This is a genomic window from Bradyrhizobium sp. HKCCYLRH2060, from assembly GCF_051168135.1.
Lineage (GTDB): Bacteria > Pseudomonadota > Alphaproteobacteria > Rhizobiales > Xanthobacteraceae > Bradyrhizobium.
In genome coordinates, this window is sequence record NZ_JBNPUK010000009.1 from 1 (window position 1) to 23,738 (window position 23,738).

General features: G+C 67.0%; 21 protein-coding genes and 1 pseudogene. 6 read left to right on the top strand and 16 right to left on the bottom strand.

Annotated elements, in window-relative coordinates:
- Positions 1 to 109 precede the first annotated feature (109 nt).
- From ACQR10_RS18250 to bchF, 15 genes and pseudogenes are all read right to left on the bottom strand, one after another.
- A pseudogene (locus ACQR10_RS18250) lies at positions 110 to 946 on the bottom strand (cobalamin-dependent protein); the annotation flags it as partial.
- Positions 947 to 1,041: 95 nt separating this feature from the next.
- A complete protein-coding gene (gene hemA / locus ACQR10_RS18255) occupies positions 1,042 to 2,253 on the bottom strand; it encodes a 5-aminolevulinate synthase (RefSeq protein WP_316183322.1) in 1,212 nt (403 codons plus the stop codon).
- Positions 2,250 to 3,302, bottom strand: coding sequence for a putative photosynthetic complex assembly protein PuhE (gene puhE, locus ACQR10_RS18260; protein WP_316217392.1), 1,053 nt, complete (start codon positions 3,300 to 3,302; stop codon positions 2,250 to 2,252). The genes hemA and puhE overlap by 4 nt, the downstream gene beginning before the upstream one ends.
- A gap of 13 nt (positions 3,303 to 3,315) precedes the next feature.
- Complete coding sequence (gene acsF, locus ACQR10_RS18265) at positions 3,316 to 4,377, bottom strand: magnesium-protoporphyrin IX monomethyl ester (oxidative) cyclase (protein ID WP_316217393.1); 1,062 nt, start codon at positions 4,375 to 4,377, stop codon at positions 3,316 to 3,318.
- On the bottom strand, positions 4,374 to 4,679 hold the full coding sequence (locus tag ACQR10_RS18270; RefSeq protein ID WP_316183319.1) for a hypothetical protein: 306 nt from the start codon (positions 4,677 to 4,679) through the stop codon (positions 4,374 to 4,376). The genes acsF and ACQR10_RS18270 overlap by 4 nt, the downstream gene beginning before the upstream one ends.
- Positions 4,676 to 5,155 (bottom strand): photosynthetic complex assembly protein PuhC, encoded by a 480-nt coding sequence (puhC, locus tag ACQR10_RS18275; protein ID WP_316183318.1) that lies wholly within the window; start codon positions 5,153 to 5,155, stop codon positions 4,676 to 4,678. Before puhC ends, ACQR10_RS18270 begins: the two co-directional genes overlap by 4 nt.
- Before the next feature lie 13 nt (positions 5,156 to 5,168).
- Positions 5,169 to 5,822, bottom strand: a complete 654-nt coding sequence (gene puhB / locus ACQR10_RS18280; RefSeq protein ID WP_316217394.1) for a photosynthetic complex putative assembly protein PuhB — start codon at positions 5,820 to 5,822, stop codon at positions 5,169 to 5,171.
- Positions 5,819 to 6,598: a photosynthetic reaction center subunit H gene (gene puhA, locus ACQR10_RS18285; protein ID WP_315803465.1), complete on the bottom strand. Its 780-nt coding sequence runs from the start codon at positions 6,596 to 6,598 to the stop codon at positions 5,819 to 5,821. The genes puhB and puhA overlap by 4 nt, the downstream gene beginning before the upstream one ends.
- Positions 6,599 to 6,617: 19 nt before the next feature.
- On the bottom strand, positions 6,618 to 8,048 hold the full coding sequence (locus tag ACQR10_RS18290; protein ID WP_316217395.1) for a BCD family MFS transporter: 1,431 nt from the start codon (positions 8,046 to 8,048) through the stop codon (positions 6,618 to 6,620).
- Positions 8,045 to 8,746 carry a magnesium protoporphyrin IX methyltransferase gene (gene bchM, locus ACQR10_RS18295; protein ID WP_316217396.1) on the bottom strand — a complete coding sequence of 234 codons (702 nt, stop codon included), beginning with the start codon at positions 8,744 to 8,746 and terminating at the stop codon, positions 8,045 to 8,047. The genes ACQR10_RS18290 and bchM overlap by 4 nt, the downstream gene beginning before the upstream one ends.
- 9 nt (positions 8,747 to 8,755) lie before the next feature.
- Positions 8,756 to 9,661, bottom strand: a complete 906-nt coding sequence (bchL, locus tag ACQR10_RS18300; RefSeq protein ID WP_316217397.1) for a ferredoxin:protochlorophyllide reductase (ATP-dependent) iron-sulfur ATP-binding protein — start codon at positions 9,659 to 9,661, stop codon at positions 8,756 to 8,758.
- Positions 9,658 to 13,248 carry a magnesium chelatase subunit H gene (locus ACQR10_RS18305; protein ID WP_316217399.1) on the bottom strand — a complete coding sequence of 1,197 codons (3,591 nt, stop codon included), beginning with the start codon at positions 13,246 to 13,248 and terminating at the stop codon, positions 9,658 to 9,660. Before ACQR10_RS18305 ends, bchL begins: the two co-directional genes overlap by 4 nt.
- The gene (bchB, locus tag ACQR10_RS18310; protein WP_316217400.1) at positions 13,223 to 14,779 is read right to left on the bottom strand and encodes a ferredoxin:protochlorophyllide reductase (ATP-dependent) subunit B; all 1,557 of its coding nucleotides are present in this window, start codon (positions 14,777 to 14,779) and stop codon (positions 13,223 to 13,225) included. Before bchB ends, ACQR10_RS18305 begins: the two co-directional genes overlap by 26 nt.
- Position 14,780: 1 nt before the next feature.
- A complete protein-coding gene (locus ACQR10_RS18315) occupies positions 14,781 to 16,067 on the bottom strand; it encodes a ferredoxin:protochlorophyllide reductase (ATP-dependent) subunit N (RefSeq protein ID WP_316217401.1) in 1,287 nt (428 codons plus the stop codon).
- Positions 16,064 to 16,657, bottom strand: coding sequence for a 2-vinyl bacteriochlorophyllide hydratase (gene bchF, locus ACQR10_RS18320; protein WP_315803458.1), 594 nt, complete (start codon positions 16,655 to 16,657; stop codon positions 16,064 to 16,066). The genes ACQR10_RS18315 and bchF overlap by 4 nt, the downstream gene beginning before the upstream one ends.
- A 229-nt stretch (positions 16,658 to 16,886) precedes the next feature.
- On the opposite strand from bchF, the gene ACQR10_RS18325 reads away from it, so the two are divergent.
- From ACQR10_RS18325 to ACQR10_RS18350, 6 genes are all read left to right on the top strand, one after another.
- Positions 16,887 to 17,783 carry a cobalamin B12-binding domain-containing protein gene (locus ACQR10_RS18325; RefSeq protein WP_316183309.1) on the top strand — a complete coding sequence of 299 codons (897 nt, stop codon included), beginning with the start codon at positions 16,887 to 16,889 and terminating at the stop codon, positions 17,781 to 17,783.
- 138 nt (positions 17,784 to 17,921) lie between these two features.
- Complete coding sequence (ppsR, locus tag ACQR10_RS18330; protein ID WP_316217402.1) at positions 17,922 to 19,289, top strand: transcriptional regulator PpsR; 1,368 nt, start codon at positions 17,922 to 17,924, stop codon at positions 19,287 to 19,289.
- A 14-nt stretch (positions 19,290 to 19,303) separates the two neighbouring features.
- On the top strand, positions 19,304 to 20,218 hold the full coding sequence (gene chlG, locus ACQR10_RS18335) for a chlorophyll synthase ChlG (protein ID WP_315803455.1): 915 nt from the start codon (positions 19,304 to 19,306) through the stop codon (positions 20,216 to 20,218).
- Positions 20,215 to 21,549 (top strand): BCD family MFS transporter, encoded by a 1,335-nt coding sequence (locus ACQR10_RS18340; protein WP_316217403.1) that lies wholly within the window; start codon positions 20,215 to 20,217, stop codon positions 21,547 to 21,549. Before chlG ends, ACQR10_RS18340 begins: the two co-directional genes overlap by 4 nt.
- Before the next feature lie 3 nt (positions 21,550 to 21,552).
- Positions 21,553 to 22,764 carry a geranylgeranyl diphosphate reductase gene (locus ACQR10_RS18345; RefSeq protein WP_316217404.1) on the top strand — a complete coding sequence of 404 codons (1,212 nt, stop codon included), beginning with the start codon at positions 21,553 to 21,555 and terminating at the stop codon, positions 22,762 to 22,764.
- A gap of 11 nt (positions 22,765 to 22,775) precedes the next feature.
- Positions 22,776 to 23,039, top strand: coding sequence for a hypothetical protein (locus tag ACQR10_RS18350; RefSeq protein WP_315803452.1), 264 nt, complete (start codon positions 22,776 to 22,778; stop codon positions 23,037 to 23,039).
- A gap of 258 nt (positions 23,040 to 23,297) precedes the next feature.
- On the opposite strand, the gene ACQR10_RS18355 is transcribed toward ACQR10_RS18350, so the two are convergent.
- Positions 23,298 to 23,732: a c-type cytochrome gene (locus ACQR10_RS18355; protein WP_315803451.1), complete on the bottom strand. Its 435-nt coding sequence runs from the start codon at positions 23,730 to 23,732 to the stop codon at positions 23,298 to 23,300.
- Between the last annotated feature and the right edge of the window lie 6 nt (positions 23,733 to 23,738).

Genomic DNA, 23,738 nt, shown 5'->3' on the forward strand with positions numbered 1-23,738 from the left:
CGGCTATCGATCTCCCCTTGAGTTCGAAGCCGCGTTCAAGCAAAACACGATGCGATGACTTTACCCATTGTCACTGAAATTATCGTGTCTCACTTGAGGGGTGCAGTCCACGGGTGTTGATGCCCCAGAGGATCTTGAGGTCGCGCCGGATCAGCTCCTCGCAGAACGCGACGAATTTCTTCTTGTTGATGGTGGGCTCCTCGTCGGCGAGGATGAAGAAGCCGACATCGTGCTCGCGCATCAGTGTCTCGATCTCGTCGACCACCCTCTTCGGGTCTCGGATGCGATAGTCGCGCCAGAACTTCCACTGCGAGCAGAAGCTGCAGGTGAACGGGCAGCCGCGCGCCATGTTGGGGATGGCGACCCGCTTGTTCATCGGAATGTAGATGTACTTGCTCCATTCGAGCACGCTCCAGTCGGGCGTGATCGCATCGAGATTCTTCACCGTCGGCGCCGCCACCGTGGCCACCACCTCCGAGCCGTCGCGATAGGCGATGCCCCTGATGCTGCGGCGGTCGTTGTCCCAGCGGCCGTCCTCGCGGGCGCGCATCAGGTCGACGATGATCTCCTCGCCCTCGCCGCGCACGATGGCGTCGATCCACGGCGCTTCCGTCAGCACCTGCTGGTACATGAAGGTGGCGTGGATGCCGCCGAGCACGGTGAGCGCGTCGGGATGCTCTTCCCTGGCGATCTCCAGCAGCCGCTCGGCCTTGTAGATCGAGGGGGTGATCGCGGTGCAGCCGATCACGTCAGGCTGTTCGCTGCGCAGAATGGCGCGGACCTGATCCTCGGAGAGATCGTTGGTCATCGCATCGATGAAGCGAAGGTCCGTGAAGCCCGCGGCCTTCAGCGCGCCGGAGATGTAGGCCGCCCAGGCCGGCGGCCAGTTGCCGGCGATCTCGGCGCCGCCGGAGTGATAATTCGGATGCAGCAACAAGATCCGCACGGCGTTCTCCCCGATTATCAATTTGTCCAACAATCATAACGTCAAGTTAGATTGACAAATTGATATGGCTCAAACGCCGTGCGATTCCTCTTCCGTCAGGCCGCCAGCGCGAGGCCCATCTCGGCCCAGATCTCCGAGAGCGCCGACACCAGATGCTCGATGTCCGCATCGGAGTGATAAGGCGACGGCGTGATGCGCAGCCGCTCGGTGCCGCGCGGCACCGTCGGATAGTTGATCGGCTGCACATAGATTCCGTAGCGGTCGAGCAGGACGTCGCTGATCCGCTTGCACAGCACGGGGTCGCGCACCATCACCGGCACGATGTGGCTGGGATTGTCGAGATGGCTGACGCCGGCCTCGTCGAGCCGGCGGCGCAGCCGCGCGACGCGGTCTTGATGCCTTGCACGCTCGACATTGCTCGCCTTGAGATGCCGGATGCTGGTGAGCGCGCCGGCGGCGACCGCGGGGGGCAGCGAGCTGGAGAAGATGAATCCGGAGGCGAAGCTGCGGACGAAATCGCAGACGGTGCTGGATGCCGTGATGTAGCCGCCGATCACGCCGAACGCCTTGGCGAGGGTGCCCTCGATCACGGTCAGGCGATCGGCGACGCCGTCGCGCTCCGAGATGCCGCCACCGCGCGGACCGTACAGGCCGACGGCGTGGACCTCGTCGAGATAGGTCATGGCGTTGTATTCGTCGGCGACGTCGCAGATATCGGAGATCGGCGAGATGTCGCCGTCCATCGAATAGACGCTCTCGAACGCGATCAGCTTCGGCGCCTTGGGATCGAGATCCGACAGCTTGTCGCGGAGATCGGCGACGTCGTTGTGGCGCCAGATCCGGGTCTCGCAGCGGCTGTGACGGATGCCCTCGATCATCGAGGCGTGGTTGAGCTCGTCGGACAGGATCACGCAGCCGGGCATGCGCGCCGCCAGGGTCGACAGCGAGGTCCAGTTCGAGACGTAGCCCGAATTGAACAGCAGCGCGGCCTGCTTGCCGTGGAGATCGGCGAGCTCTTCCTCCAGCAGCACATGATAGTGATTGGTGCCGCTGATGTTGCGGGTGCCGCCGGCGCCGGCGCCGCAGCGGTCGAGCGCCTCGTGCATCACCTCCAGCACCTTGGGGTGCTGGCCCATGCCGAGATAGTCGTTGGAGCACCACACCGCGACATCGCGCTCGCCATGGGGGCCACGATAGGTCGCACGCGGGAAGGCGCCGGCCTTGCGCTCGAGGTCGGCGAACACGCGGTAGCGTCCTTCGCGCCTGAGACCGTCGAGCTGGCGGCGGAAATAGTCTTCGTAGTTCATGGTACTCCCCCCTGTGCTGTGTTCGGATCGACCGGCGGCGTGACCGACACCGCGGCCAGTCCCGTGATGGTTTGCGCCTGCGCGTCAGCGCGGGCCTGGCGATAGGCCTGGCGAAACTGTTCTTCGAGCCGCTGCCGCGCCAGGGCCGCAGCAGTCTTCTGCGCCGACATCGACGTCTTTGGCGCAGGCATGGGGCGCTCCACCTCAGACGTGGCCGGCACGACGGCCAGCACCGGACGCGCCATCGGCATCACGGGCGCCGGTGCAGGGATGGCAGCGACGGTCGCCATCGCGGGCTCGACTGGCGCGCTCCAGCGCCACAGATTGATCACCGGCATCGGCAGCGCCATGAAGCCATGCTCGAGCAGGCCGAGCGCGATCAACGAGGCGAGCAGTGACAGCGCGACGCCGTCGAAAGAGGATTTGGCGCCGAGCGCGGCAGCAGCGACCAGCACGGTCGCGGTGGTCGCCGCGGCAATCGAGAATGGGAACAGCAGGTTGGTCGACTTCTTGGCGAAATAGCTGCGCATGAAGCGGACCTGCTGCGGCAGCAGTTCGTCGTTCAAGGTGCGCACGCCGAGGAACAGATTGATCTTCGCGCTCTGCCTGAGCACCAGCAGCGCGGCGAAGGTCCACCAGCTCAAACGGTTGGGCGCGCCCGATGTCACCGCGAAGACGAGGCCAGCGGTCGCGATCAGCGCCAGCTCGTGATAGGCGATCGCCTGCAGCGCGAAGCCGACGCGCGAGGCCGGCGTGCAGTCGCGCGGGCACGGCTCCGGCCGCGGGCCGGTGATCCAGCCGGCGAGCAGCGACATCTCCACCGTGCCCCACAACAGGATCGCGCAGGTGAAGGCGCAATAGGCGTTGGCATCCTCGGCGGCCTGGCTCGACACCGCGACGCCCGACAGGGCCGCGACGAACGCCGCGGCCGTGCCCCATTTGAACGCGGCCGGATGGCGGGCGGCGAGCCCGACCAACGCCAGCACGGCGCCGGTCGAGAACCACCAGACGAACACGACATAGGGAATGGCAATCGCGGTCGCGCCCATGGCCGGCTCCTTGTCACCAGGCGGGTTGCAGCCTGATCTCCCGTGGCAGCGCGTTGCTCTTGGCCGGCAGCATGTAGAGCCGGCCGAAGGTCAGCGCCGCCTTGAGCGGCAGCACGGCGCGCTTGAGCGTGCCCATGATGCCGCCCTGCGCCTTGGCATCCGCAATCGCCTCCGATATCTCGCGCAGCCGCTTCAGGCCGTCCCAGAAGCGCGGATTGTCGATGTCGAGCATCACCGGGAAGACCTGGCGCGAGATCTCCGAGGTGATGCGGAACACCCGCATGTCGTACTCGTCCACCGGCATGCCCAACGCCTCGTAGAAGGCGGGGCGCATGTGGTCGCGGACATGCATGGTGGCGAACACCGCGAGCAGGAAGAACTTGATCCAGAGCTTGTTGAGGCCGCTCAGCAGCTTCGGATCGGCGCGCATCAGCAGCGCGAACGCCTCGCCGTGGCGGAACTCGTCGTTGCACCAGCGCTCGAACCACTTGAAGATCGGGTGGAACTGGCGCTCCGGGTGCCGCTCCATCTGCCGATAGATGGTGATGTAGCGGGCATAGCCGATCTTCTCCGACAGATAGGTCGCGTAGAAGATGAACTTCGGCCTGAAGTAGGTGTACTTCTTGGTCTTGGTGAGGAAGCTCAGATCGACGCCGATGCCGTGATCCTTGAGGATTTCGTTGATGAAGCCGGCGTGGCGGGCCTCGTCGCGGCTCATGAACTGGAACAGCTCACGGATGTCGGGATTGGTGATCCGCTTCTTGATCTCGGCATACAGCACGCAGCCGGAGAACTCGGCGGTCAGCGACGACACCAGGAAGTCCTTGAACTCGGCGCGAAGCGCCTCCGGAAGATCGTTGAGATCCTTGTCGAATTCCGCCGTGCGCACGAAGTGCTTGCGGTTGTGGTCGGCGCGCAGCTCGGCCATGACAGCATCCCATTCGCGGCGCACTAGGTCGACATTGAGCCGGTCCATCGCCGCGAAATCGGTGGTGTAGAAGCGTGGCGTAAGGATCGTGTCCTCCAGCGCCATCTTGGTGGAGATATTGCCGGATCCGCCTTCCATTGCGATCATCTGACCCTCCCGTCCGAAAAGCTGACGTCGTACAGTTCCGTGAGCTCGAGATAGCCCGCGACATGCATCATCGCGCGCTTCAAGGGACCGGCCCGAACCACGGTAGCGGTGCGCCGCAAGTTGAGCTGCTCGCCGAACTTGACCGTGATCGGCTCGCCATGAATGACGACCTCGTCACCCGGGCGGATGCCGACATCGCGGTCCAGAGTGACATGCGCGTGCAGCGTTTCCGAGGTCTGCTCGACCTCGATGCTGCAGCCGATCTCGAAGCGGCGCGGCTCGTTGGCCCATAATCCTCTCATCGCGTTTCTCCCATCGTCATCAGCTCCGTGAACCGGCGCTTGTTGTCGTTGCCGAACGACCCGAGATCGACGCGCCGTCCGGTCGCCGGATCGTCCAGGCTCATGCGTCCATCGGACCAGCGGTTGATCGTGAAGGCCGGCCCCGAGCCGATCGCGTGACGTTGGCGGTCGAACGCCATGCTGCGCAGCACCGTGCGCAGGAAGCCGTCGCCGCCGGCCTCGACGACTCCGACCACCTTGCCGCTGTCGGGCGACACGACGGAGATGCCGCCATCGGGACGGTCCTCGAACCGCAGCGCCACCGTTTGCACGGCAACAGCGTGATCGATGTGGACAGTGCCTACACCCGTCCAGCGGCCGACGCCGGCCGCAACCAGGGTGAAGGCAACCAGTGCGAAGGCCGCGCGCAGCGCACCCTTCGGAATGACGATCTCAGGTTCGGCGTGAACATCGACATGGCTCTCGGCTTGGCTCATGACATCCTCCTGATCACGCCGCGCTGGCGACCGCACCCGCAGGCGACGCGCCTTGCGGCTGTCCGTTGCCCGCGGCGATCGGCTGCGCCGCGACCGCGCCGTCCGAGGCCGCGACCAGCGCCTTTGCAAGGATCTCGGCCGCCTCGCGGGCATCAGGCACGCCGCGCAGCATCGGCTCGACCTCGTTCAGCCGCCACGGACGCGCATGCGGCCACAGCAGCAGATAGGACAGCCGCTGCTGGGCGGTGACGCCGAGCGGCAGATCGCCGGAGCCGTCGGAGAACAGCTTCACGTCGGCGCGCGAGACCTGCTTGAACGGCACGTTCAAGGTCATCGGCAGCACGGCACCGAACTGCAGCAGCACGCGCTTGGAGGTGATGGTGTAGCGCGTGGTACGGCTGTAGAGCACCGCGAGCCCGATGAGCAGCAGCGTAGCGATCGCCACCGGCATCGCCAGCGACGACGCACTGGCGAGCGAAGTTGCGAGCGGCTGGTGATCCAGCGTGCCCGTTACCACGCGCGCGCCGAACAGCGCGGCGAAGTAGGCGAGCACCAGGCGCAGGTGGAAGACGCGCAGCAGCAGCGCCTTCACCGTGGGCTGTCCCTGCCACAACAGGCGCTCGCCTGCCGGCAGCATCAGCTGATCCTGGTCCCGACGGGTGCTCACAGCAGCGGCTCCTGGCGTGCAGGGGTCGCATAGAGATGGCCGCCGCCATAGTAGCCGACGATCTTGTCCTCCTCGAGCTTGGTGACCTGATCGGGGCTGGCGAGACCGGGCACGCTGGCGAATTGCGAGCCGAGAATGGCGTCGACCAGCACCGCCTTGCGCGACTTGTCGACGATGGCCATGGTCATCGGCAGCAGCACGTGCCGTCCGACGATGCCCTCGACCTCGACTTCGAGATAGCGGATCAGCATCTCGGCGCGGTCGACCCAGACCTCGCGGACCTTGCCGCCGAGCCTGCCGTCGCAGCCGATCACCGGCATGCCGCGCGGATCCGGGTCCTCCGAGGCGATGAAGATGCTGCCGTCGACGCGCAGCGGCACGATCGCCGGGATGTTGTCCATGGTCAGCTCCGGCTCGTCCTTGCGCGCGGCGAAGGAGCCCGGGCCGACGCCGTCGAGCATCGGATTGCCGGTCGGCAGATAGGGCGTGCCGGGCCAGGGATACATCGGCGTGACCGGCGCATCGGCGCGGTCGTTGTCCCAGTTCGGCAGAGTGGCGGTGCGCCCGCCATGCATATGATAGGTCTTGGGTGACGGCGGCGTCGGGAAGCCGTGACCGCTCGACGCCGTCTGCCGGCCGATCCGGCCTTCGAACTGCAGCGGATAGCCTTCGCGCTTGTCCTCGGTGCGCAGGTAGAAGATCAGGCCTGCGAAGAACACCCAGAACCCGTAAAGCACCACCTGGGCGACATCGATGTAGCTCGTGAAAGACGTCATGGCTTCCTCCCCGACTGGGCTAACCTGGAAATTCAACGATTCCGAATTGAAGCTGCTGTGGCTCCGCCGCCCGCCGCCGCACCAGCGGCCCGATCACCGCAAGGGTGACGAACAGCAGCGCGATCTCGACGTGGTAGACGATACTGTAGCCGGTCGCCGGCCCGGCGAGCGCGACGCCGAGGCTTCCATTCAATGCCAGCTGCGACATCACATCGCGAATGGCGCCACCGCCGGCGATGGCTACACCCGCTGACGTCGCCTGCACTGCGCCCCAGGCGCCGAGCGCGAGCCCGCTCTCACCGTTCTGCACCAGCGCCATCGCCGCCGTCAGCGTGCCGACCGCGAACAGGCCGCCGCCGAATCCGATCAGCGTCGTGCCGATCCGGAACAGCAGGGGCGAGGCGAGCGGCGCCGAGAAGATGACCGCGGAGAACGCGAACAGCCCGACGAGTCCGCCGAGCGCCGCGATCCGATAGGGATCGGAGCCCTTGCCCAGCTGGCGCGCCGACAGGCCGAAGCCTGCGAGCGTGCCGGCTGCGAACAATGCGGTCAGCGCCGTGGTTTCGCCGACCGTGAGGTGAAGGATCTCCGCGCCATACGGCTCGAGCAGGATGTCCTGCATCGTGAAGCCGGCCGTGCCGAGCCCGACCGCGACCAGCACCCGCATCGAGCCGCCGGCCTCGCGGAACTGCCGCCAGGAATCGCCGAAGCGCGGCCGCTCACGTGCAGCCGACGTGCGCGAGGGATCGCGCGCCTCCTGCTTCCACAGCGCGATGATGTTGAGCACCATCTCGGTCAGCGCCGCGCCCTGGATGACCTGGATCAGCCGCATCTCGCTGAACTCGGCGAGCAGCCCGCCGAAGGTCAGCGCGCTCGCCATCATGCCGAACATCAGCATCACGTAGAGGAAGGCGACCACGCGAGGACGCGACTGCTCAGGCGCAATGTCTGTGGCAAGCGACAGGCCGGCGGTCTGCGTGGTGTGAAGCCCGGCGCCGACCAGCAGGAAAGCAAGCGCGGCGCCAACGCGACCGGCGATGACCTGGCCCGGCGCGTCGGCCGCGGACAGCAGGAGCAGCGCGAACGGCATGATCGCGAGGCCGCCGAACTGCAGGAGCGTGCCCATCCAGATATAGGGCACGCGGCGCCAACCCAGCACCGAGCGGTGATGGTCGGACTTGAAGCCGATCAGCACCCGCAGCGGCGCGAACACCAGCGGCAACGCCACCATGGTGGCGACGAGCCATGAGGGAACGCCGAGCTCGACGATCATGACGCGGTTGAGCGTACCGTTGAGCAGCACCACCGATATGCCGATCGAGACCTGGAACAGCGACAGCCGCATCAGGCGCGACAGCGGCAGCTCGGTCGAGGCGGCATCCGCAAACGGCAGATAACGCGACGACAGCCGCGTCCACAGTTGCAGGACCGATGGTGCGCGCGCGCTCATGACGGGCGAAGCTCCAGCGCTTGCGAGATGTAGAAACCGTTGGCGATGCGGCTGCTGCGCGCGCAGCGCCAGTCGGCGAGATCGTGATGGTCGGCGATCAGCCGATACAACTTCTGTTCCGTCACGGGCTCGATCGCCGGCGCGCGATTGCCGCGCGGAAACACGCCGCCCACCGCATGCATGACGGCCAGCAACGGCGTGCGCGGCGCGTAGGTCATCAGGATCGATTCGGAGGTGCGCGCGGCGAGGCCCGCGACGATGCGCACGGCGTCCTCGGCGCGGTAGTGGATGAAAGAATCCATCGCCACCACGAAGTTGAAACCGCCATGCTTGGGATCCAGCATGTCGCCGGCGACGAAGTGGATGGCGCTGCGGCTGATGTCGTCCGGCAGCCGGCGCTGGGCGATCTCGATCAGGGTCGGCGAGATATCGACCGCGACCACCTCGGCCCCGCGCCGCGCGGCTTCGATGGAAAAGCTGCCGGTGCCGCAGCCGGCATCCAGGATCCGCGCGCCGCGCAGATCGAGCGGCAGCCACGACAGCAGCGTCCGCCGCATCTCGTCACGGCCGGCACGCACCGTGGCGCGAATGCGGCCCACCGGCGCATCCGAGGTCAGCCGCGTCCAGGCGGCGACCGCGGTGCGGTCAAAATAGGTCTCCACTTCACTGCGGCGGGCAAGATATTGCGCTGTCGTCATGTGCCAGCCTCAATCGAAGCCCAGGAGATCGAAGATGTCGCGGTCCTTGAGCGGCAAGGCCTGGATCGGCTCGACGCCGGCCAGCAGCGAGGCGGCGAGGCGCAGATATTCGTTCTGGGCGCGCTCGACGTCCGGCGACGGCTCCATCTCGAACAAGGTGCACTTCTTCAGCCGGCTCTTCCGGATGACGTCGAGGTCCGGGAAGTGCGCCAGCATCTTCATGCCGATGCGCTCGTTGAACTTGTCGATCTGGTCGGTCGCGGCACTGCGGTTGGCGATCACGCCGCCGAGCCGCACCGGATAGTTGCGCGACTTGGCCTGGATCGCGGCGACGATTCGGTTCATGGCGAAGATCGAGTCGAAATCGTTGGCGGCGACGATCAGCGCGCGATCGGCATGCTGCAACGGGGAGGCGAAGCCGCCGCAGACGACGTCGCCGAGCACGTCGAAGATCACCACGTCGGTGTCTTCGAGCAGATGATGCTCCTTGAGCAGCTTCACGGTCTGGCCGACGACATAGCCGCCGCAGCCGGTGCCGGCCGGCGGCCCGCCGGCCTCGACGCACATCACGCCATTGTAGCCCTGGTAGACGAAGTCCTCGGGGCGCAGCTCCTCGGCGTGGAAGTTGACCTGCTCGAGGATGTCGATGACCGTCGGCACCAGCCGCTTGGTCAGGGTGAAGGTCGAGTCGTGCTTCGGATCGCAACCGATCTGCAGCACGCGCTTGCCGAGCTTGGACAGCGCGACCGAGAGGTTCGACGATGTCGTACTCTTGCCGATGCCGCCTTTGCCGTACACCGAGAACACCTTCGCGGTGTCAATGACCACGTTCGGGTCGAGTTGCACCTGGACGCTTCCGGCCCCGTCAGGTCGGCGCGGCGCCGTCGTCAGCGGAGGTCTCAAGGTCACGTTCATGCAGCCACTCCCACGCCTTCGAGGCGATCTTCGAGCTCTTCCCCGGCCTTGCGCAGCACGTCGAGCATGTCGGGGTCCGGGGTCCAGTAATTGCGCTCATGCGCCTCGATCAGGCGATTGGCGATCTTCGCCGACGCGGCCGGATTGAGCGAGGCAAGCCGCTCGCGCATCGCGGGGTCGAGCACGAAGGTCGTCGTGATCTGCTGATAGACCCACGGCGCGACCTGGCCCGTGGTGGCCGACCAGCCGACCGTGTTGGTCACGTGCGACTCGATCTGGCGCACGCCCTCATAGCCGTGAGCGAGCAGCGCCTCGTACCATTTCGGATTGAGCGTGCGGGTGCGGGTCTCCAGCGCGACCTGCTCCGACAGCGTGCGCACCGTGCCTTCGCCGCGGGTCTGGTCGCCGATATAGACCGGCGCGGCCTCGCCCTTGGCGCGCTTCACCGCGCGGCTGATGCCGCCGAGCGTATCGAAATAGTGATCGATGGTGGTGACGCCGAGCTCGACCGAGTCGACGTTCTGATAGGCGGCGTCGACGCCGGCCAGAACATGGCCGAGCAGCGCATCCCTCCTGACGGGACGGCCGTCGGTGCCGTAGGCAAATCCTTTTCGGCGTGTATAGACGTCGGCAAGCTCGTCCTCATCGGTCCAGGCGCCGCAATCGATCAGATGGTTGACGTTGGCGCCATAGGCGCCCTCGGCATTGCCGAACACACGCAGCGCGGCATCGGCGATCTCGCCGCCATGCGCGGCCTGGAACGCCAGCGCATGCTTGCGCACGTAATTGAATTCGGCCGACTCATCCGCCGATGCCGCGAGCAGCGCGGCTTCGGCCAGCAGCTTGGTCTGCAGCGGCATCAAATCGCGGAAGATGCCGGACAGTGTGATCACGACATCGATGCGCGGACGGCCGAGCTGCTCCAGCGGGATCAGCTTCGCGCCGCAGAGGCGGCCATAGCTGTCGTGGCGCGGCTCGGCGCCCATCAGCCACAGCGCCTGCGCGATCGGCCCGCCCTCGGTCTTGAGATTGTCGGTGCCCCACAGCACCAGCGCGATCGTCTCCGGCAGCTTATGACCCTCGCCGGCATGGCGGGCGAGCAGCCGCGCCACCTGGCGCTCGGCATCCTTGAGCGCGAAGACGCTGGGAATGCGGAACGGATCGAAGCCGTGGAGATTGCGCCCCGTGGGCAGCACGTCGGTGTTGCGCAAGAGATCGCCGCCCGGCACCGGGCGGATGTAGCCGCCGTCGAGCGCATGCACGATCGCGGGCGTCTCGTTGTCAGTCGCCAGCAAGCGGTCGAGTTCGGTACGCTTGGCTGTGTCGGTGATCCCTGCGAGATCGAGCAGCTCGGCGCGCTGCTCCGCCGGCGGCGGCGAGCCGACGACGTGCAGGCCGTGCGGGATCAGCGAATATTCCAGCTCCAGCACGCTGGCCGACAGCGCGGTGATCCTGGCGTTGCGCTCATCGCCCCAGGCCGGCTCCGCGGCGGCGAGATCGACGGTCGCCGCCTGCGCCTGGATCAGCGCCGCACTGTCCTCCCTCAATTGATCAGTGGCGTCAGGCGACAGATTGCGCCAGGCATCGAGCGAGGACTTCAGGTCGGCGAGACCCTTGTAGAGGCCGGCGCTGGTGATCGAGGGCGTGAGATAGCTGATCAGGGTCGCGCCGCCCCGGCGCTTGGCGAGCGCGCCCTCGGACGGATTGTTGGACGCGTAGATGTAGAAGTTCGGCAGGTCGCCGATCAGCCGCTCCGGCCAGCATTCTGCGGACAGCCCGGCCTGCTTGCCCGGCATGAATTCGAGCGCGCCATGGGTGCCGAAATGCAGCACGGCATGCGCGCGGAAGTCCTCGCGCAGCCAGCGATAGAACGCTGCGAACGCATGCGTCGGCGCGAAGCTGCGCTCGAACAGCAACCGCATCGGATCGCCTTCGTAGCCGAAGGCGGGCTGCAGGCCGACGAACAGATTGCCAAACTGCTCGCCGAGCACCAGGAGGCTCGCGCCATCGGTCTGATGACGGCCGGGCGCCGGGCCCCACTGCTTCTCGATCTCGGCCAGATGACGTTCGCGCCGGACATGCTGATCGACCGGAATGCGCGCCGCGACATTTGCGACGGTGCCGAAGCGCTCGGCATTGCCTTTGAGCACACGGTTGCGCAGCGCGTCCACAGTATCTGGGACGTCGATCGTGTAGCCTGCCGCACGCAGCGATGTCATCACATTGTGCAGCGACTCGAACACCGAGAGATAGGCCGCGGTGCCGGCGCTGCCGCCGTTCGGCGGGAAGTTGAACAACACCACGCCGAGCTTCCGCTCGGCGCGCGCCGAGCGGCGCAGCTCGACGAGCCTCGCGACCCGCGCGGCGAGTTGCGTCGCACGCTCCGGCAGTGAGGCCATGTCACGGCCGGCATCGGCCATCGCCGACCGGCCGCCGAACACGGTCGGGCCGACGGCGCCGTCGAGCTCGGGGATCGCGACCATCATGGTGGCTTCGACCGGCGTCAGACCGCGCGCGTCGTCGTGCCACTGCTCGACGGTCTGGAACTCCAGCGGATGCGCCGCGATCAAGGGCACATTGAGCCCGGCCATGACCTGCTCGGCCGCACGCGCGTCATTATAGGCGGGACCGCCGACCAGCGAGAAGCCGGTGAGCGAGATCACCGCGTCGACCGTGGCGACACCGTCCTTCTGGAAGTAACGCGCGATGGCGGGGCGCGAGTCGAGCCCGCTGGCGAACACCGGCACCACGGCGAGCCCGCGCGCCTCCAGCGCCGCGATCACACCATCATAATGCCCGGTGTTGGCGGCGAGCAGATAGGAGCGCATCAGGATCACGCCGACGCGGCCGACCGCCTTCGATGTGGTGGGCAGCTCGTCGGCGCGTTCCACGATCCGCTGCGGCAGACGCGGGTGGTAGAGACCGACATCCGGATAGGTCACCGGCTCGGCGGCATTCAGCCTGCCGCGCAGCGAGGCGCGCGGCCCGTCGGCGTAGCGGCCGACCAGGAAGCGCACCATGTTCGCAAAATTCTGCTCGGAGCCGGCGAGCCAATATTGCAGCGTCAGGAAGTAGGCGCGCAGGTCCTGCGCGGTGCCAGGGATGTAGCGCAGCAGCCGCGGCATCCGCTGCAGCATCTTCATCTGGCCCTGGCCGCTGGAAGAGCCTGAGCGGTTGCTGCCGCGCAGCCGCTTCAAGAGGCCGAGCACGCCGGTGGCCGAGCCCGACATCGTCAGCTTGCCGAGACGGGTCAGGCGCACGACCTCGCCGGCCGACAGGCAGCCGATCATGGCGTCGCAGTGGTCGCGGCGCGCCGCCAGCGCGGGCAGCACCGGCTGGATGTGGTCCTCCATGAACAGCATGGTGGCGACCACGATGTCGCCGGTGGCGATGTCGTCGAGGCAGTGCGCGAGCGCGTTCGGATTGCAGCCCCACTCGTCGGCCGCGTGAACCTTGAGATCGAGACCGGGCAGCTCTGCCTGCAATGTCGTGCGTGCACGCACGGCAGCCGAGGCGAGATGGCTGTCCATCGTCACGATCACCACCCGGATGGGTGTGACGTCAGCGACCGAAATGCGCTTTGGCATCGTACAAGGTCTCGAGCGTGATCAGGTTGACGTTGCGCTCGCGCGCGAACCGTTCGGTGTTGCGGCGCGCCTTGCCGCGCACGAAGAAGGGAATCTTGGTCAGCTCGCGCTCGGCGTCGGAGGCCCAGGCGAGTTCAACGGATGCGACGGTTTCAACGACTCGCAGGTGCGGCTGCTGTGGCGGAGCCGCCGGCGCGGCACCGAGATGCGACGGCGCGTGATCGGCGAATTCGTGATCCTCGCGGAACATGCCGAGCAGATGCTCCTCCAGACCCATCATCAGCGGATGCACCCAGGTGTCGAACAGCACGTTGGCGCCTTCGAAGCCCATCTGCGGCGAGTAGCGCGCCGGGAAATCCTGCACGTGGCACGGCGCCGAGATCACGGCGCAGGGAATGCCGAGCCGCTTGGCGATGTGGCGCTCCATCTGCGTGCCGAGCACGAGCTCGGGACGCAGCTCGCTGACGCGGGCCTCGACTTCGAGATAATCGTCGGTGATGACAGGCTCGACGGCATAGAGCGCGGCGGCTTCGCGGATCTCGCGAGCGAATTCGCGGGCATAGGTGCCGAGGCCGACGACCTCGAAGCCGAGCTCCTGCGTGGCGACGCGCGCCGCGGCCACTGCGTGGGTGGCATCGCCGAAGATGAAGACGCGCTTGCCGGTGAGATAGGTCGAATCGACCGAGCGCGAATACCACGGCAGCCGGCTCTCGTTGCGCGCCAGAACCGGAGCCGCATCGACGCCGGCGAGGCCTGCGACCTCCGCAATGAAGTCCCGCGTCGCGCCGACGCCGATCGGGATCGTGCGCGTGAAAGGCTGGCCGAACTGGCGATGGAGCCATTGCGCCGTCGTCAGCGCGATCTCGGGATAGAGCACGATGTTGAAATCGGCTTGAGGAAGGCGAGCGAGATCGGCCGGCGTCGCGTTCCACGGCGCGACCACGTTGATCTCGATGCCGAGCTCCACAACCTGCCTGGTCACTTCCGCGAGGTCGTCGCGATGACGGAAGCCGAGAGCCGTCGGACCAAGCAGGTTGCAGACTGGACGGGCGCCTGTCTTCCTTTCACGGCGGGGGGAGCCATCAGCGGAAGACGCAGCCAACGCCCGTACAATCCGGTAGAACGTTTCCGAAGCGCCCCAATTCTCCTTGCGCTGATAGGCCGGCAGCTCGAGCGGGATCACCGGAATCGGAAGCTTCAACGCCAGCGCAAGACCGCCGGGATCGTCCTGAATCAGCTCGGCCGTGCAGGACGCGCCGACCAGCATCGCGGCCGGCTGGAAACGCTCATAGGCCGCGCGTGCCGCGCTCTGCAGGAGATCCGCGGTGTCGCCGCCGAGATCGCGCGCCTGGAACGTGGTGTAGGTGACCGGCGGCCGGCGGTCGCGCCGCTCGATCATCGTGAACAGGAGATCGGCGTAGGTGTCGCCCTGCGGCGCATGCAGCACGTAGTGCACGTCGCGCATCGCGGTCGCAATGCGCATCGCTCCGATGTGCGGCGGTCCTTCATAGGTCCAGACCGACAGCTGCATCTCACACCGCCAGTCTGGTTTGCCGCAGCAAGGGCCGCGCGAACAGCTCGGCGAGATCGCCGGCCTGCTCGAACCCCTGAATCGGCGTGAAGATCAGCTCGATCGACCATTTGGTGGTGAGACCCTCGGCCTCCAGCGGATTGGCGAGGCCGAGCCCGCAGACGACGAGATCCGGCCGCGCGGCGCGGCAACGATCGAGCTGGCGCTCGACATCCTGGCCCTCGCTGAGCTGCGTGCCATCAGGCAGCAGCGCCAGCTCGGAGTCGAGATGCTCGCGGTGCAGATAGGGCGTGCCGACCTCGATCAGCTCCATGCCGATCTCGCGCGCCAGGAAACGCGCCAGCGGGATCTCGATCTGCGAATCCGGAAACAGGAAGACGCGCTTGCCGGCGAGCTGCGCGCGGTAGCGCGCCAGCGCGCGCTCGGCCCGCGCCTTCAGCGGCGCGATGGTCCGCTCGACATGGGCGCGCGACACGCCGAAGGCGTCGGCCGCGGCTGCGAGCCACAGCGCCGTGCCTTCGCCGCCGAGCGGGAATGGCGCCGCAATCCTGCGGCAGCCACGTTCCTCCAATGCGCGTGCGGTGTCGCCGAGGAAGGGTTGCGCCAGCAGCACCCGCGTTTGCGGGCCGATCGCCGGCAGCTCCGACGAGCGCCGCGGCGGCAGGAACGCAACCTGATCGATGCCGAGCGCCGCAAAAGTCCGCCTGAACTGATCCTCGACGACATCGGCGAGCGCGCCGACCACGAGCAGCGACGGTCGCGCGCCGCGATCGGCGGTGGGGAGTACCGGCACGAGCGACGCGAGGCAGGCATCCTCGCCCTGAGTGAACGTCGTCTCGATGCCGCTGCCGGAGTAGTTGAGCACGCGCACATCAGGCGAAAAGCGCTGCGACAGCCGCAGCGCCGCGCGTGACAGGTCGAGCTTGATCACTTCCGACGGGCAGGAGCCGACCAGGAACAACAGCTTGATCTCGGGACGGCGCGCCAGCAGTTGACCGACGATGCGGTCGAGCTCGTCATTGGCGTCGACGAGCCCGGCGAGATCGCGCTCCTCCATGATCGCGGTGGCGAAGCGCGGCTCCGCGAAGATCATCACGCCGGCGGCCGACTGGATCAGATGCGCGCAGGTGCGCGAGCCGACGACGAGGAAGAACGCGTCCTGAATCTTTCTGTGCAGCCAGACGATGCCGGTCAGGCCGCAGAACACCTCGCGCTGGCCGCGCTCACGCAGCACGCCGTCCGGCGAAGCAGGTGGTTTCACGGCACAGGCTTGTGCATGAGCATTCATGACGCGCGCTCCGCACGGGACGTCGCCGCCATCGCCTCGTCCTGCAGCCGCGCCGCGCGCAGCTTGAGCAGGAATTGCGCGGCGTTGATCGCATAGGCTGCGTAGGCGGCGAGCACGAGCAGCATCTGCTGCCGGGCGCTGCCGACATGGCCGATGATCGCAGCCAGATAGGCCGTATGCAGCGCGATCACCAGCATCGAGAACACGTCCTCCCAGAAGAAGGCCGGTGCGAACAGATAACGTCCGAACACGACCCGCTCCCAGATCGAGCCGGTGATCATGATGGTGTAGAGCAGCGCCGTCTTGAGAACGACGGAGGCGGTCGCGAGCCACAGCCCCTCGCCGGTCGCGAGATAGCGCGCCACGAGGCCGAGGCTGATCAGGAAGACGAGAAATTGCAGCGGCGCCAGAATGCCCTGCACCAGAGTCCATGGCGTGGCGTCGCGCCGGCGCTTTTCCTCAGCCGTGTAAAGCGCTTGCCGCTTTGCACGCGACGCCGGGTCAGGCGTGAAGCAGAGCTGGCTCCAGAGCGACGGATCAGTGGCGGATGTGAACTGCGCATCACACGATGTGTAAAGATGATTTGACAACATCGGTGCCCAGTGATGCGATGACGACAACCACAGGGGGATTGGTGGTGCACCGCACTCGGTCTGATCAACGTCACGTTGTGCAGTTCGCAGGTGGCGCATCGCAAATCCCCGAGTGCGAGCCCGATGGGGAAACGCTAGACCTGGGCAGGAAGAGTGTCAATCAAAATTGACGTCAAATAATATTGACGCAGCGAGTGACGTGCGCTCATATGGAGGGGAGGCGCTTATGACCGAGCTCAATGAGACAGCCCGATTTCCGCGAGCCCGCTTTCGGACGAAGCGTGGGCAGCCCGGTTTTCATTCGCCGGCATCGCCGCGCATCGTCGCGCCGCTGCGCACCACACGCCATCCCCAACTCAACGACGCGATCGAAGCCGAGATCATTCCGCGGCTCGTGATGGCCCATGCCTCCGCGCTGGAACGCGTCCCGGCGATCATCACAGCGTCGGCGCAGGAGGCGGCTGATTTCGCCGAGCTCGTGCTGGACGCGGACGATGTTGGCGCGGTGGCCTGCATCCAGGCGCATCGCGATCACGGCGAGACCCTGGAGCGCATCTATCTCGATCTCCTGGTCCCCACCGCGAACCATCTGCGCCATCTGTGGGCGGACGACGAGCGCGACTTCGCCGACGTCACGCTCGCGCTGTGGCGGCTGCAGCAGCTGCTGCGGCATTTCAGCCCGGCCTTCTGCGCCGAGCTCGCGGTCGCGCCCGCAGGACTGCGCGTGCTGCTGACCACGGCGCCGGGCGACAGGCGCGAGCTGGGCCACATGATGTTCGGTCTCGTGCTGGCGGGCGAGTTCTTCCGTCGCGACGGCTTCGACACCTGGATCGAGCCCGACACGGCCGATCGCGGCTTCGTCGAGACGCTTCGCTCGCAGTGGTTCAATGTCGTCGAGTTCTTCGCCACCAGCGACAGGAAGCTTGACGATCTCGCCTCAAACATAAGGATGGTCCGGCGCGAGTCCTCCAACCAGGACGTCGGCGTGCTGGTCTGCGGTCCTGCTTTTATTGAACGGCCTGAACTCGTTCTCCTGGTCGGTGGCGACGGTGTCGTCTCCGATCCGAGCAGAGAGGCTTCGCAAGCCCGGCACGTCGTCAGTCTTCTGACCGAACGGCGATAGCTGAGGGTGCAGTGAAGATGAATGCTGGAACGAGACTTGCCGCGCGAAGGCTCCTTGACTGGGAGGACAACGGCGTTGGTGAGGGCGTTCAGAGCTCCGAAAGAGTCGCTTGGCGACCTCAATGCGGATGTTGCGGGCATGCTGGTCGCCGCAGCGTCCGACATTGCGCTCGCGCTCGACGCCGACGGCAACATTCAGGACCTGGCTTTTCAACAAGCCGGCCTGCCGCTTGAACTGAGAAACACAGACGCGTGGATCGGCCGATCCTGGCAAGCAACAGTGTCCGAGGAAAGCCAGACAAAGCCAGAGCTGCTGCTCACGGAGGCCTCCCAGCGCAAGGTGTCGCGCTGGCGCGAGGTGCGTTATCCGGCCGCGCGCGGGCCTGACATCCCGATCCTGTTCGCGGTGGTGGCGATCAAGGGCGCGGCGCGCTTCATCGCGGTCGGCCGCGACGTGCGCGCCACCGCCGCGCTCCAGCAGAAGCTGATCGAGGCGCAAGTCGCCATCGAGCGCGATTACTCGCGCATGCGCAACGCCGAATCGCGCTACCGGATCCTGTTCCAGATCACGTCGGAGCCGGTGCTGATCGTCGATGCGGTGAGCCATCGCATCGTCGAGGCCAACCCGGCCGCGGCCGCCCTGCTCGATCACGGCGCCGCCAATCTGATCGGCAAGCTGTTTCCCGATGCGCTGCTGCTCGACGACACGGCGATGTCGCAATCCCTGTCGCTGGCGATCCGCTCGCAGGGCAAGATCGAACGCGCCAGGATCCGGCTCGACGGCGGCCGCGACTATCTGCTCGACGGCACCTTCTTCCGGCAGGACAACGCGTCGCTGTTCCTGCTGCGGTTCTCGCCGCTGGCCACGCAGCCTGCACTCCCGAAGAGCTCCGACGTCAACACCCAGCTCGTGCAGTTCGTCGAATCGGCCCCCGACGGATTCGTCATCACCGACATGGACGGCCGCCTGCTGCACGCCAACGCCACCTTCCTGCAGCTCGCGCAGATCGAGAACATGCACCAGATCCTGGGCGAGACGATCGACCGCTGGATCGGCAAGTCGGCGATCGATTTCTCGGTCATGCTGACCAATCTGCGCCAGCATGGCAGCGTGAAGCTGTTCTCCAGCGTCGTCCGCGGCGAGCACGGCTCGCCGGTCGACGTCGAGATCTCCGCCAGCACGGTCGGGGCGCCCGGCCAGGCCAGGCTCGGCTTCACCATCCGCAATGTCGGCCCGCGCATCTCCAGCGACGGCGGCGACCACGGCTATATTCCACGCTCCCGTGAGCAGCTCGCCGAGCTGATCGGCCGCGTGCCGCTCAAGGAGCTGGTGCGCGAGACCACCGACGTGATCGAGCGGATGTGCATCGAGACCGCGCTCAAGCTGACCGGCGACAACCGCGCGACCGCTGCCGAGATGCTCGGCCTCAGCCGACAGAGCCTCTACGTCAAGCTGCGGCGCTATGGCCTTGCCGAGCCGAGCGAAGAAGACAGTCAGTTGGAATAGGTGGAACAGTTGCAATGACCGAGATCGCGCCCGTCCCGCTCGCTCCAGGGATTCCATCAAGGCTTCAGCCCTCGGCCGTTCTCGAGCTGTTGAAGCCGATCACGTGGTTTCCGCCGATCTGGGCGTTCGGCTGCGGTGTGGTGTCGTCAGGCGCGCCGCTGGCGTCGCGCTGGCCGATCGTGATCGCGGGCCTCGTGCTCGCCGGGCCGATGGTGTGCGCCACCAGCCAGGCCGTCAACGACTGGTTCGACCGCCATGTCGATGCGCTCAACGAACCGGACCGCCCGATCCCGTCGGGCCGCATTCCCGGACGCTGGGGTCTCCATATCGCGCTGATCTGGACGGTGCTGTCGCTTGGCGTCGCCACCCTGCTCGGCACCTGGGGCTTTGCCGCGGCGGCGCTCGGCCTTGCGCTCGCCTGGGCCTACAGCGCGCCGCCGATCCGGTTGAAGCAGAACGGCTGGTGGGGCAACAGCGCCGTCGGCCTCTGCTATGAAGGACTGCCCTGGATCACCGCGGCGGCGATCATGAGCGCGCAGGCGCCGTCCTGGCCGGTGCTCTCGATCGCCCTGCTGTATAGCGCCGGCGCGCACGGCATCATGACCCTGAACGACTTCAAGTCGATCAATGGCGATCGCGTCAGCGGCGTCAATTCGCTGCCGGTGCTGCTCGGGCCCGAGCGCGCCGCGCGCCTCGCCTGCATCACGATGGCGCTGGCGCAGGTCGCGGTGCTCGTGCTGCTTATCGTCTGGAGCCGACCGGCCCATGCCACGATCGTCGCAGCGCTGATCGCGGCCCAGCTGGTGCTGATGCGGCGCTTGATGACGAATCCGCGCGAGCTCGCGCCCTGGTACAACGGGACCGGCGTGCTGCTCTACGTGCTGGGCATGCTGGTCACGGCCTTCGCGCTGGCGGGGTTGCCGGCATGAGCAACGCTGCGCCCGCTCCTCTGTCCTGGTTCGGCATCGTCAGGCTGGGCCTGGTGCAGACCGCGCTTGGCGCGGTCGTGGTGCTGACTACCTCGACCTTGAACCGCGTGATGGTGATCGAGCTCGCTCTGCCGGCCATGATCCCCGGCCTCCTGGTCGCGATCCATTACGCGATGCAGGTGCTCAGGCCCTGGCTCGGTCATGGCTCCGACGTCGGCGGGCGTCGTTTCGCCTGGATCGTCGGCGGCATGGCCGTGCTCGCCGCCGGCGGCCTGCTGGCCGCCGCCGCCACCGCGCTGATGGCAACGCATCTCGCTCTCGGGCTCGCGATCGCCGTGATCGCCTTCATCATGATCGGCATCGGCGTCGGCGCCGCCGGCACCTCGCTGCTGGTGTTGCTCGCCAAGCGCACCGCGCCGGCGCGGCGCAGCGCCGCCGCCTCGATCGCCTGGATCATGATGATCACCGGCTTCATCATCACGACCGCGGTCGCCGGCAAGGCGCTCGATCCGTTCTCCGGCGAGCGGCTGATGCTGGTGTCCGGCACGGTGTCGGCGATCGCCATGGTGCTGACCTTGCTGGGCGTCTGGGGGATCGAGCAGCCCGACGCGTCTCCTCACGCGACCTCCGGCGCCGCGAATCGCTCCGGCTTCATGGAGGATTTCCGCGAGATCTGCCGGGAGCCGCAGGCGCGACGGTTCGCGATCTTCATCTTCGTCTCGATGCTGGCCTACAGCGCGCAGGACCTCATCCTGGAGCCGTTCGCCGGCAGCGTGTTCGGCATGACGCCGGGCCAGACCACGCAGCTCTCCTCGGTGCAGCACATGGGCGCGCTGATCGGCATGATCCTGATGCCGGCGATGGCGAGCCTGCATGCCGACTGGCGGACGCGCCCGCAGCCCTGGATCATCGGCGGCTGCCTCGCCTCGGCGCTGGCGCTGCTCAGCCTGGTCGCCGCCGCCACCGTCGGCCCGGCCTGGCCGCTACGCGCGTCCGTGCTGCTGCTCGGCATCACCAACGGCGTCTACGCCATCGCCGCGATCGGCGCGATGATGAACATGGTCAGCGAAGGCCGCGACAATCGCGAGGGCACGCGCATGGGCCTGTGGGGCGCCTCGCAGGCGATCTCGTTCGGCATCGGCGGCTTCGTCGGCACCGCGGCGGCAGACGCTGCGCGTCACCTTATGCCGTCGACCGCCTCGGCCTACGCGGCGGTGTTCGCCGCCGAAGCCGCCTTGTTCGTTCTCTCCGCCTGGCTCGCGATCTGGATCAAGCGCCCGCGCGAGCAGACGTCGCCGCTTCAGCCACAGCCGGCCAACCAGGGAGCCTGACCGATGAGCCCCTCCTCCAGCCCCGAGACCTTCGACGCGGTGATCATCGGCGGCGGACCGGCCGGCGCAACGGCCGCGAATGATCTGGCCCGTCACGGCCATCACGTGCTGCTGCTCGACCGAGCCGGCCGCATCAAGCCGTGCGGCGGCGCCATCCCGCCGCGGCTGGTCGCCGAGTTCGAGATTCCCGACCATCTGCTGGTGGCCCGAATCTCGTCCGCCCGCATGGTGTCGCCGAGCAACCGGGACGTCGACATGCCGATCGACGGCGGCTTCGTCGGCATGGTCGATCGCGAGCATTACGACGAGTGGCTGCGCGCACGCGCGGCGGAAGGCGGCGCGATCCGCCGCACCGGAACCTTCAGCCATATCGCGCGCGACGACGACGGCAGGTCGGTGGTGCACTACGTCCGGCGCATGGACGACGGCAGCGTGCGCGAGGACAGCGTGCGGACGCGCGCCGTGATCGGCGCCGACGGGGCGGTCTCGGCCGTGGCGCGCCAGTGCATCCCCGAAGCCGGCGAGATGCGCTACGTGTTCGCGTATCATGAGATCATCCGCTCGCCGGACCGCAGCCATCCGGTGTTCGATGCCGCGCGGTGCGATGTCGTCTATCGCGGCCGGCTGTCGCCGGACTTCTACAGCTGGGTGTTTCCGCACGGACCGACCACCAGCATCGGCACCGGCAGCGCGCATAAAGGCTTTTCGCTGCGGGGCTCAGTCGCCGAATTCCGCAAGGCTGCCGCGCTCGACGATCTCGACACCATCCGCCGCGAAGGCGCGCCGATCCCGCTGAAGCCGCTGTCGCGCTGGGACAATGGCCGCGACGTCGTGCTGGCCGGCGATGCGTCGGGCGTGGTGGCCCCGGCCTCCGGTGAAGGCATCTATTACGCGATGGCTGGCGGCCGCGCGGCCGCCGACGCCGTTGCCTTGTTCCTTAAGACCGGCGATGCAGCCGCCCTGGCGACGGCCCGCAAATCCTTCATGCGCAGGCACGGCGCCGTGTTCTTCATCCTCGGTCTGATGCAGCGCTACTGGTACACGAGCGATGCCCGCCGCGAGCGCTTCGTCGCGATCTGCCGTGACAAGGACGTCCAGCAGCTGACCTGGGACGCGTACATGAACAAGGAATTGGTCCGCGCCAAGCCGCTGTCGCATGTGCGCATCTTCTTCAAGAACATCGCGCACCTCACCGGGCTCGCGAGGGCGGCGTAGCGGCTCGCGCGATGGATGAGCTGTTTCACAGCCCGCATCTGGTCGACCTGATCCTAACGGTGGTCGCGGTGGAGCTTGCGGCCGTGACGTGGATCTGGCAGCGCCACCGCCGCGGCATCAGCCCGCTCGCGCTGCTGCCCAATCTGCTCGCCGGGGTGTTCCTGCTGCTGGCTGTACGTTGCGCGCTGACCGGGGCGCCGTGGTTCTGGCTCGCAGGCTGCCTCGCCGCCTCCGGCCTCGCCAACGCGGCTGATCTCAGGCAGCGGTGGCGTTGAGGCATATCGCCTCTTCAAATGACTCATGCGCTCGGCCCGCGCAAACCCCGCTGACGCAAAGGGCACCCACAGCTGTCGTCCCGGCGAACGCCGGGACCCATAGCCACCGGCAACTATCGGTTTCACAGAAGGCTCAACGCGTAGCGTGCCCCAAGGGAGATCACGCGGTATGGGTCCCGGCGTTCGCCGGGACGACACGGGTGCGTGCGGAAGGTGCGCGGGCAACCGCTCAGAACCTCAGCGCGGTACCGACGCCGCTCACTTCTTCTCAGAGAACGTCTTCAGATACGCGATGACGTCCTTGCGCTGCTGCTCGTTGGCGAGCTTGAACACCATCTTGGTCGAGCCGGTCGCCTGATCCGCCTTGCCCTTGTCGGTGAGGAACTTCTTCAGGAAGGCGTTGGGATCCGGGAGGTATGCGAAGATATTGTCCTCGGTCCAGACGAGCCCCGCCTCGCCGGCATGCTTGTTCAGCTCCGAATAGGCAAAGCCCGGATAGGTCCCGGTGGGCCGGCCGACGACGCCGGTGAGTACCGGACCGACGGCGTTCTTCGCCTCCGGTCCGATCCGGTGGCACGTCATGCACTGCTTGAAGACCTGCTCGCCCTTGGCAGCGTCCCCGCCGTCCAACGCGAACGCGGCGCCCGCCGACATGGCAGTCATGACCGCTGCAACCAAACCCGATCGAAGCATATGCGA